The 8638-nt window shown below is 61.1% G+C and carries 8 protein-coding genes; 4 read left to right on the forward strand and 4 right to left on the reverse strand.

The features are described 5' to 3' along the window. Nucleotides 1-24 precede the first annotated feature (24 nt). Genes Q4610_RS21080 through Q4610_RS21090 form a run of 3 tightly spaced genes read right to left on the reverse strand, consistent with a single transcriptional unit; the run spans nucleotide 25 to nucleotide 2476 of the window. Nucleotides 25-714, reverse strand: a complete 690-nt coding sequence (locus tag Q4610_RS21080; protein WP_304537782.1) for an aminotransferase class IV — start codon at nucleotides 712-714, stop codon at nucleotides 25-27. A gap of 49 nt (nucleotides 715-763) precedes the next feature. Then, nucleotides 764-1699 carry an electron transfer flavoprotein subunit alpha/FixB family protein gene (locus Q4610_RS21085; RefSeq protein ID WP_067941714.1) on the reverse strand — a complete coding sequence of 312 codons (936 nt, stop codon included), beginning with the start codon at nucleotides 1697-1699 and terminating at the stop codon, nucleotides 764-766. A gap of 27 nt (nucleotides 1700-1726) precedes the next feature. Continuing rightward, nucleotides 1727-2476, reverse strand: a complete 750-nt coding sequence (locus Q4610_RS21090; RefSeq protein WP_067941716.1) for an electron transfer flavoprotein subunit beta/FixA family protein — start codon at nucleotides 2474-2476, stop codon at nucleotides 1727-1729. A 332-nt stretch (nucleotides 2477-2808) separates the two neighbouring features. Here Q4610_RS21090 and Q4610_RS21095 point away from each other — a divergent pair, with 332 nt between their 5' ends. The 4 genes from Q4610_RS21095 to Q4610_RS21110 all read left to right on the forward strand — a co-directional run bounded on the left by Q4610_RS21095 (nucleotide 2809) and on the right by Q4610_RS21110 (nucleotide 7930). Continuing rightward, the gene (locus tag Q4610_RS21095) at nucleotides 2809-3426 is read left to right on the forward strand and encodes a TetR/AcrR family transcriptional regulator (protein WP_067941717.1); all 618 of its coding nucleotides are present in this window, start codon (nucleotides 2809-2811) and stop codon (nucleotides 3424-3426) included. 359 nt (nucleotides 3427-3785) lie between these two features. Continuing rightward, nucleotides 3786-5279 (forward strand): IS21 family transposase, encoded by a 1494-nt coding sequence (istA, locus tag Q4610_RS21100; protein WP_139186669.1) that lies wholly within the window; start codon nucleotides 3786-3788, stop codon nucleotides 5277-5279. After that, nucleotides 5276-6046 (forward strand): IS21-like element helper ATPase IstB, encoded by a 771-nt coding sequence (istB, locus tag Q4610_RS21105; RefSeq protein ID WP_067941721.1) that lies wholly within the window; start codon nucleotides 5276-5278, stop codon nucleotides 6044-6046. Before istA ends, istB begins: the two co-directional genes overlap by 4 nt. 258 nt (nucleotides 6047-6304) lie before the next feature. Next, a complete protein-coding gene (locus Q4610_RS21110; protein WP_304537783.1) occupies nucleotides 6305-7930 on the forward strand; it encodes an amidohydrolase in 1626 nt (541 codons plus the stop codon). Between the two features lie 54 nt (nucleotides 7931-7984). On the opposite strand, the gene Q4610_RS21115 is transcribed toward Q4610_RS21110, so the two are convergent. Next, complete coding sequence (locus tag Q4610_RS21115; RefSeq protein WP_425262597.1) at nucleotides 7985-8533, reverse strand: IS6 family transposase; 549 nt, start codon at nucleotides 8531-8533, stop codon at nucleotides 7985-7987. Nucleotides 8534-8638 lie beyond the last annotated feature (105 nt).

The following is an 8638-nucleotide window of genomic DNA, read 5'->3' on the forward strand; positions in this document are numbered from 1 at the left end:
CAGCGCACCGCCCACAGGATCACATCACCCTGGAAATGGCGCCACTTGAAATCCGTCATCGTTCCGTCCGTCCAATCTCCGCCAAGCATGCTCAAGCTTCACGATTTTTGCAACAGAGCCGTCCCGCGTAATCAGAATGCCATCCTTGGTGATGATGTGGAAATTCGCTGAACCTGACTCCGTTATGAGGCCATCCTCCACGAAAAGCACATCATCATAGCCTTCGCGCAACGCCTCCATCTTGGCCATTGACGAGTAGAGAAGCTGTACCGTTTTGATCTGCCGGTGAGCCCATCGCCCATCAGGTGCTGTCTTCATTGTGATGCCACGTTCCCAGCCAGGGTTAGCCAGGATGGTGCGCGGCTGCGTGAACATCACGATCGTCGGACGGAGGCCATCGGTGTAGATAAAATTGCGGTCTTCCGCGCCACGGGAAATCTGCAAATAGACTAAGCCATGCGTAATGCCATTCCGGCGCGCGATCTCCTGGTGCAAAGCCAAGAGTTCACCTTCCGCGACCGGCATCGGAATTCCGAGCGTTTCGAGCGAGCGTTTCAGTCGATCGGTGTGGCCCTTGAAATCGATCAACTTGCCGTCAGCAACGGCAGTTACCTCATATATCGCATCCGCAAAAAGAAATCCGCGATCGAAGATCGAGATCGTTGCTGCCGTCTCGTCCAGCCATTGGCCGTTGACGAACACTGTCCTGCCCATTGTGCGCGTTCCTGTCATTTCGTTGGAAAAAATTGTGGGGCAGTCGCGGTTAGCCAATTGCCTTTTGCAGCTCCGGTAGGACCTCAAAGAGATCCCCGACAAGGCCGTAGTCCGCTACTTGGAAGATCGGCGCCTCCTCGTCCTTGTTGATCGCGACGATCACCTTCGAGTCCTTCATGCCGGCAAGGTGCTGGATCGCGCCGGAAATACCGCAAGCGATGTAGAGCTGCGGAGCGACGACCTTGCCCGTCTGGCCGACCTGCCAGTCGTTCGGTGCGTAGCCGGCATCGACGGCCGCGCGTGACGCGCCGACGGCCGCGCCGAGCTTGTCGGCGACGGGCAGGATCACTTCCTGGAACTTCTCCGACGAGCCCAGCGCACGGCCGCCCGAGATGATGATCTTGGCCGAGGTTAGCTCCGGACGGTCCGAGGTCGACAAGTCGGCAGAAACGAAAGCCGATAGATCAGAAGAAAAGGCTGCCGTCGAGAGTTCCTCGACGGCAGCAGGTGCGCCTTGGGAGGCAGGAGAAAAGGATGAAGAGCGGACAGTGATCACTTTCTTCGCATCGGTGGCCTGCACCGTCTGGATGGCGTTGCCCGCATAGATCGGACGCTTGAACGTGTCGGGGCTCACCACCTCGACGATCTCCGACACCTGCGCCACGTCGAGCAGCGCCGCCACGCGCGGCAGCACGTTCTTGCCGACCGAGGTGGCCGCGCCGAGGATGGTGTCGTAGGACCCGGCGAGCGACACGATCAGCGCCGCCAGCGGCTCGGCCAGATTGTTGGCAAGGCTTGCATCCTCGGCAACCAGCACCTTGGAAACGCCGGCAAGCTTGGCCGCCTGCTCAGCCGCCGCCTTGGCGCCCGCGCCTGCGACAAGCACATGCACGTCGGAACCGATCTTGGAGGCCGCCGTCAGCGCCTTGGCGGTCTGGTCGGAAAGGTGGGCGTTGTCGTGGTCTGCCAGAAGAAGAATGGCCATTATCGTAATCTCCTCAAATCTCGCCGATCAAAGCACGCCGGCTTCGGTCTTGAGCTTCTCGACCAGCTCGGCGACCGTCTTGACCTTGACGCCCGCCTTGCGGCCCGACGGCTCCTCGGTCTTCAGCACCTTCAGCCGCGGCTCCGTCGACACGCCGAAGTTTGCGGGCGACGTCTTGTCGAGCGGCTTCTTCTTGGCCTTCATGATGTTGGGCAGCGAGGCATAGCGCGGCTCGTTCAGGCGCAGGTCCGACGTGACGACGGCCGGAAGCTTGACCTCGATCGTCTGCAGGCCGCCATCGACTTCGCGCGTGACCTTGGCCGAACCGTCACCGATCTCGATCTTCGAGGCGAAGGTGGCCTGCGCCGTGCCGAGCAAGGCCGCCAGCATCTGGCCGGTTTGGTTGGAATCGTCGTCGATCGCCTGCTTGCCGACGATGATGAGGCCCGGCTGCTCGGCGTCGGCCACACCCTTGAGGATCTTGGCGACGGCCAGCGGCTCGACTTGATCGTCGGTCTCGACCAGGATGGCGCGATCGGCCCCCATGGCCAGCGCCGTCCTCAGCGTCTCTTCGGCCTTGGCAGGTCCGATCGACACGACGACCACTTCCTCGGCCTTGCCCGCTTCCTTCAGGCGCAGAGCCTCCTCGACCGAAATCTCGTCGAACGGGTTCATCGACATCTTCACATTGGCAAGCTCGACACCCGAGCCGTCCGCCTTCACGCGAATCTTCACGTTGTAATCAACGACCCGCTTGACTGGGACCAAGATTTTCATAGCAGCCTTGCCTTCCATATAAGGACGCAGCACCGCACCCAACGCGGGCGTGATAACGGCCTACGCTCTACTCCGTGACAGATGCGAATACTTATATTCCGTTCCGTCGGTAAGTAAATAGAAATCTTAGGACGCGCTTGCTCTCGTCGAGGCCGTTATCAGAGCAAGTTAGGTCACCGAACTTCTGGAGGGACTCTTTTTTCCCTTCCGACCCGTCGTTAAGTTGGCAACAAGAAGTTTGATCGGCGTATTGGTGTTTGTCGCGCATTGGTAATGTGGTAGCACAAGAGAAATCCCACTCTACGCGAGCAAACACCTACATCAGAGGCCCAATGAAGCAGACCAAAACAAAGCCCCGCATGGGACGACCGCCCGTTCTCGAAAATGCTCGCGATCGCATTCTTGACGAGGCCGCCGTCTTGTTCGGAGAGGGCGGTTTCGACAATGGCTCTATGAATGTCGTTGCCGAGCGGCTCGGCGTCTCCAAGGCTGCCGTCTACCATTATTTCGACACCAAGCAATCTGTTTATGACGCCATCATTGTACGCACATTGGAGGGACTGCTCGAACATGTCAGTAGAGCTGTTGCGGCGTCCACCACGGCTGACGGTAAGCTGAAATCATTCATGGTTTCGCACGCTGGGTACTTTGAAAAAAACTACTGGGGTTTCGTGTGCATGCTGATCGGATACGGCGGTATGGCAAATCCGGGGCTCAAGTCCGAAGCCAATCAGCTTCGTATCGAGTATGAGAGCATACTCCGGGGAATTCTTCGGGAAGGAATGGCAACCGGCGCCTTCCGCGAGGCGGATGTGACAATATCGTCTCACTCGGTTCTCTCTATGCTCAACTGGATGGTCCGTTGGTTCAAACCAGGCGGACAAAAACGCGCGGAAACCGTCGCAGCGGAATATTTTGATCTCCTTACAAATGGTCTCTACAGCCGATGAGAGTAAGAGCGGCAGGAAGATATCGCAGTGGGGTTTGAGGCAGTTTTTACAGGTCACCACTAGCTCTTCTTCGACTGAACCACCTAGCATCGCGAATGGCATTCTCCAGTCATTTGCGATGGCGCGCTGGAGTCATGGGCTTGCTCGCCTTATGCAACCTTTTCCGTACAAATTGCGTCACATCTATTCCTTTATGCCATTTGGTAATGGACATAAAAAAAAACAAACAAGCCTCGTGTGAGAACGGCGGTGAGAAAGTCGACCACGGTAGCGGCGGGATAGTCCCGCTGCGGGCGGCGTAAAAGTCGTCCACTTTTCCCTTTTCTGCGTGGCGCAGGGAGGGACGAGGGATCTACACCGTGGAATTGTATCTGAAGGTTCGCGTGGCTTGCGACAGGGGCATGAGCCAACGCGAGGCAGCAAGGCATTTTGGCATATCGCGCGACACGGTTCGCAAGATGATTGCGTATTCGGTTCCGCCCGGCTATCGGCGGCAGGCTCCGGTGCGACGCCCGAAGCTGGACGCGTTCATCCCGATCATCGATCAGTGGCTTGAGGCGGACCGTGCGGTCCCGCGCAAGCAGCGTCATACGGCCAAGCGCGTTTTTGATCGCCTTCGTGACGAACATGGGTTTACCGGCGGCTACACGATCATCAAGGACTACATGCGCGACCGGGCGCGGCGCGGCCAGGAGATGTTCGTGCCGCTGGCGCACCCGGCCGGGCACGCACAAGCCGATTTTGGCGAGGCTATGGTGGTCATCGGCGGCGTGGAGCAGAAGGCGCACTTCTTCGTGCTCGATCTGCCGCACAGCGACGCCTGCTATGTTCGCGCCTATCCTGCGGCGGTGGCCGAAGCATGGGTGGACGGTCATATCCATGCGTTCGCCTTCTTCGGGGCTGTGCCGCAGTCGATCGTCTACGACAACGACCGCTGCCTGGTGGCGAAGATCCTGCCCGACGGCACGCGCAAGCGGGCGGCGCTGTTCAGCGGCTTTCTGTCCCACTACCTGATCCGGGACCGCTATGGCCGGCCCGGCAAGGGCAATGACAAGGGCAGCGTCGAAGGACTGGTCGGCTATGCGCGGCGCAACTTCATGGTGCCGATCCCGCGCTTTGCATCGTGGGACGCGTTCAACCTGTGGCTCGAGGAGCAGTGCCGCAAGCGCCAGGGTGACCGGCTGCGCGGCGCGAGCGAGACGATCGGCGAACGCTTGCTGCGCGATGTGGCGGCGATGCGCCCGCTGCCGGCCTCGCCCTTCGAGGCCTGCGACCAGGCCAGCGGCCGGGTCTCCTCGCAGGCGCTGGTGCGTTACAGGACCAACGACTACTCCGTTCCGGTCGCCTTCGGCCATCAGGACGTTTGGATCCGTGGCTATGTCGACGAGGTGGCGATCGGCTGCGGCGGGGAGATCATTGCCCGCCATCCGCGCAGCTATGCGCGCGAAGAGGTTGTCTTCGATCCGCTGCATTACCTGCCGCTGATCGAGCAGAAGATCAACGCGCTCGACCAGGCGGCCCCCTTGCAGGGCTGGGAACTGCCGGAGGCGTTCACGACACTGCGCCGCCTCATGGAGGCGCGGATGGGCAAACAGGGCCGGCGCGCCTATGTGCAGGTGCTGCGCCTGATGGAAAGCTTCGATCTGGCCGACCTGCACGCAGCCGTGAAGCAGGCGCTGCATCTGGGCGCCATCAGCTTCGATGCCGTGAAGCACCTCGTCCTGTGCCGGGCCGAGCGCAGGCCGCCCAGGCTGGACCTCGACATCTATCCCTATCTGCCCAGAGCCACCGTCGAGACGACGTCGGCCAAGGCCTATATGCGCCTGCTGGACCGTGAGGAGGAACCGGCATGAGCAGCGATGCTCCCGAACTCCTGCTCACTCATCACCTGAAGGCGCTGAAGCTGCCGACCTTCCTGCGCGAGCACCAGAAGCTTGCCCGGCAATGCGCGGTCGAGGGCGTGGATCATGTTCGCTACCTTGCCCGACTGGTCGAACTGGAACTGATCGACCGGGAATGCAGGATGGTCGAGCGCCGCATCAAGGCTGCGAAGTTCCCGGCCGCCAAAAGCCTCGACAGCTTCGACTTCGCCGCCATCCCGAAGCTCAACAAGATGCTGGTGCTGGAACTGGCGCGCTGCGAATGGATCGAAAGGCGCGAGAACGTCATCGCGCTCGGGCCCAGCGGCACGGGCAAGACCCATGTTGCGATCGGTCTCGGGCTGGCGGCCTGCCAGAAGGGATTGTCCGTGGGCTTCACCACGGCCGCCGCGCTCGTCAGCGAGATGATGGAGGCGCGCGACGAACGCCGCCTACTGCGCTTCCAGAAGCAGATGGCCGGCTACAAGCTGCTCATCATCGACGAGTTGGGCTTTGTGCCGCTGTCAAAGACCGGAGCGGAGCTGCTGTTCGAACTGGTCTCCCAGCGTTACGAACGCGGATCGACGCTGATCACCAGCAATCTGCCCTTCGACGAATGGACCGAAACCTTCGGGTCCGAGCGCCTCACAGGCGCGCTCCTTGACCGCCTGACCCACCACGTCAGCATCCTCGAGATGAATGGCGACAGCTATCGCCTCGCGCAAAGCAGGGCCCGAAAAACCGCCGCCGTCACCCCATAACAACGCCGACGCCGCATTCGGGAAACTCTGGTCGGGCTACGCCCTCCCGACGTTCCCCGAATGCGCCGCCAAGTGGCCTACTTTTGCGCCGCCCAATGGCCGACTTTTACGCCGCCGTTGACACATTCAATCGAAATGGGTATGCCATTTCGGCATGGGCTGGTGCCAAAAGCGAATTGGCCAAGTCAGCCGCAACCTTTCACGTTGCGTCAGGACGAACGGGGTACCGGTTCGGCTGCCCCGACAAGGGAGTGCTGCATGTCCGTTACAATCGAAGCCGATCTGATCCTGCATAATGGCCGTATCTGGCGCGGCCGGGAGGAGGGTATCAGCGAGGCTGTCGCCGTCTGGCAGGGCAAGGTGCTGGCCACCGGCGACAGCGCCGACATGCTAAGCCTGAAGGGCCCGCGCACCGAGGTCATCGACCTCGAGGGCCGTTTCGCCAGCCCCGGCCTCATCGACAACCACCTGCACCTCATCTCGACCGGCATCACCATGGGCTGGGTCGATGCGACGCCCGCAGCCGCACCGACATTGTCCGTGCTGATGGCGGCCCTTGCTGATCGCGCCGCGACCACCGCCAAGGGTGGCTGGGTGCGGGCCCGCGGTTATGACCAGGTCAAGCTCGATACCGGCCGGCATCCGACACGCGAAGACCTCGATCAGGCGGTGCCGGATCATCCCGTGCTGCTAACCCGCGCCTGCGGGCACATCGCCATCGCCAATTCGCGGGCGTTGGAACTGGCCGGCGTGAGCGAGGCGACGCCCGTGCCGGATGGCGGCGTGATCGGTGTCACCGACGGGCGTCTCAACGGCCTGCTGGCCGAAAATGCCATCAATCTCGTCAAGGCTGCCATGCCCGAGGTGACCACGGAGGAACTGATCGACGGCATAGAGCGCGGCGGGCGGTACCTGCTCTCGCTCGGCATCACAAGCTGCATGGACGCGGCGGTTGGCAAGCTTTCCGGCTTTGCTGAAATCCAGGCCTATGAAATGGCCAAGATTTCTGGTCGCCTGCCGGTGCGTGTCTGGCTGACGCTGCTCGGCGATCCCGGCATTTCTATTGTCGAGGATTGCTGGCGGGCCGGCCTGATTTCCGGCGCCGGCGATGACATGCTGCGCGTCGGGGCGGTCAAAATTTTCCTCGACGGTTCGGCCGGCGGACGTACCGCCTGGATGTCGAAGCCCTATCAGGGCGAGCCCGACAATATCGGCGTGCAGATGCTGCCGACCCCGGAGGTCGAGGCGCTGGTCAAATCCTTCCACGATCGCGGCTACCAGATGGCGTGCCATGCCATCGGCGATGGTGCGATCGAACAGTTGCTCACCGCCTATGAAAAGGCGCTGGCCGCCATGCCCGACCCGGATCGCCGCCACCGTATCGAACATTGCGGCTTCTCGTCGCCGGAACAGGACGCGCGCATGAAGGCGGCCGGCATCCTGCCCGCGCCGCAGATGGCCTTCATCCACGATTTCGGCGACAGCTACATTTCCGTGCTCGGCGAGGCGCGCGGCAAGGGCTCCTACCAGATCGGCACCTGGATGCGCATGGGCCTCAAGCCCTCGACCGGCTCGGATTCGCCGGTCTGCTCGCCCGATCCCTTCCCGAACCTCCATGCCATGATCACCCGCAAGACGGGCAAGGGCACGGTGATGAAGGACAGCGAGCGGCTGAGCCGCGAGGAGGCGCTGCAGGCCTTTACGGAATACGGCGCCTATTCCCAGAAAGCCGAGGGTGTGAAGGGCAAGCTGGTGCCCGGCCAATGGGCCGACATCGCTGTCTTCGACAACGATCTTCTGGAGGCCGCACCTGAAACCATCCTGTCAGGCACCCGCTGCCTGCTGACCCTGCTTGCAGGCCGCATCGTGCATGATGCGCGATAAACGGCTTTGTCGCAAACTTGCCACTTGGACGAACAAGTTGATCAGATACGGTATTCAGGCAGCGAGGATTTCAAACTGCTCGGCGAGCGATGGTGCCGGGTTGTAGGCGTACCTCGCCTGTCGTTTGCGCATCATGTGAACCATTTCGATCCCAGACAGGATCGTCGCGGCGCTGGCGGTTGATTTGAATCCCAGCATGGAACGTATTCGGCGCTTAATGCGTCGATGATCCTGCTCGATGCGGTTGTTCAGATATTGGCTTTGCCGGATGCGGATTGGCTTCAGCGTTCGTCGTGATCGATTTCTCAGGCGGCTTTCGCCATCGCAGGCAATGATCGCCTCGTGATTGGTCTGGCTGCCGTCGATGACGATGCGCTCCGGTCGGCCATGACGGTTCAGCGCTATGCGGATGAAGCGTTTGGCGGCCGGTAGGTCACGGTTTTCGCTGAAGAAGAACTCGACCGTATCACCCAGGCTGTCGACGGCGCGGTAGAGATACATCCAGCGACCGCGAACCTTCACATAGGTCTCATCGACATGCCATTTGCGGGTGACGGGTCGCTTGCGATGGTTGAACTGTTCGAGCGGCTCTGTTGCAAAAATCGTGAAGCTTGAGCATGCTTGGCGGAGATTGGACGGACGGAACGATGACGGATTTCAAGTGGCGCCATTTCCAGGGTGATGTGATCCTGTGGGCGGTGCGCTGGT

It is taken from the genome of Sphingobium cyanobacteriorum, from assembly GCF_030580935.1.
GTDB lineage: Bacteria > Pseudomonadota > Alphaproteobacteria > Sphingomonadales > Sphingomonadaceae > Sphingobium > Sphingobium cyanobacteriorum.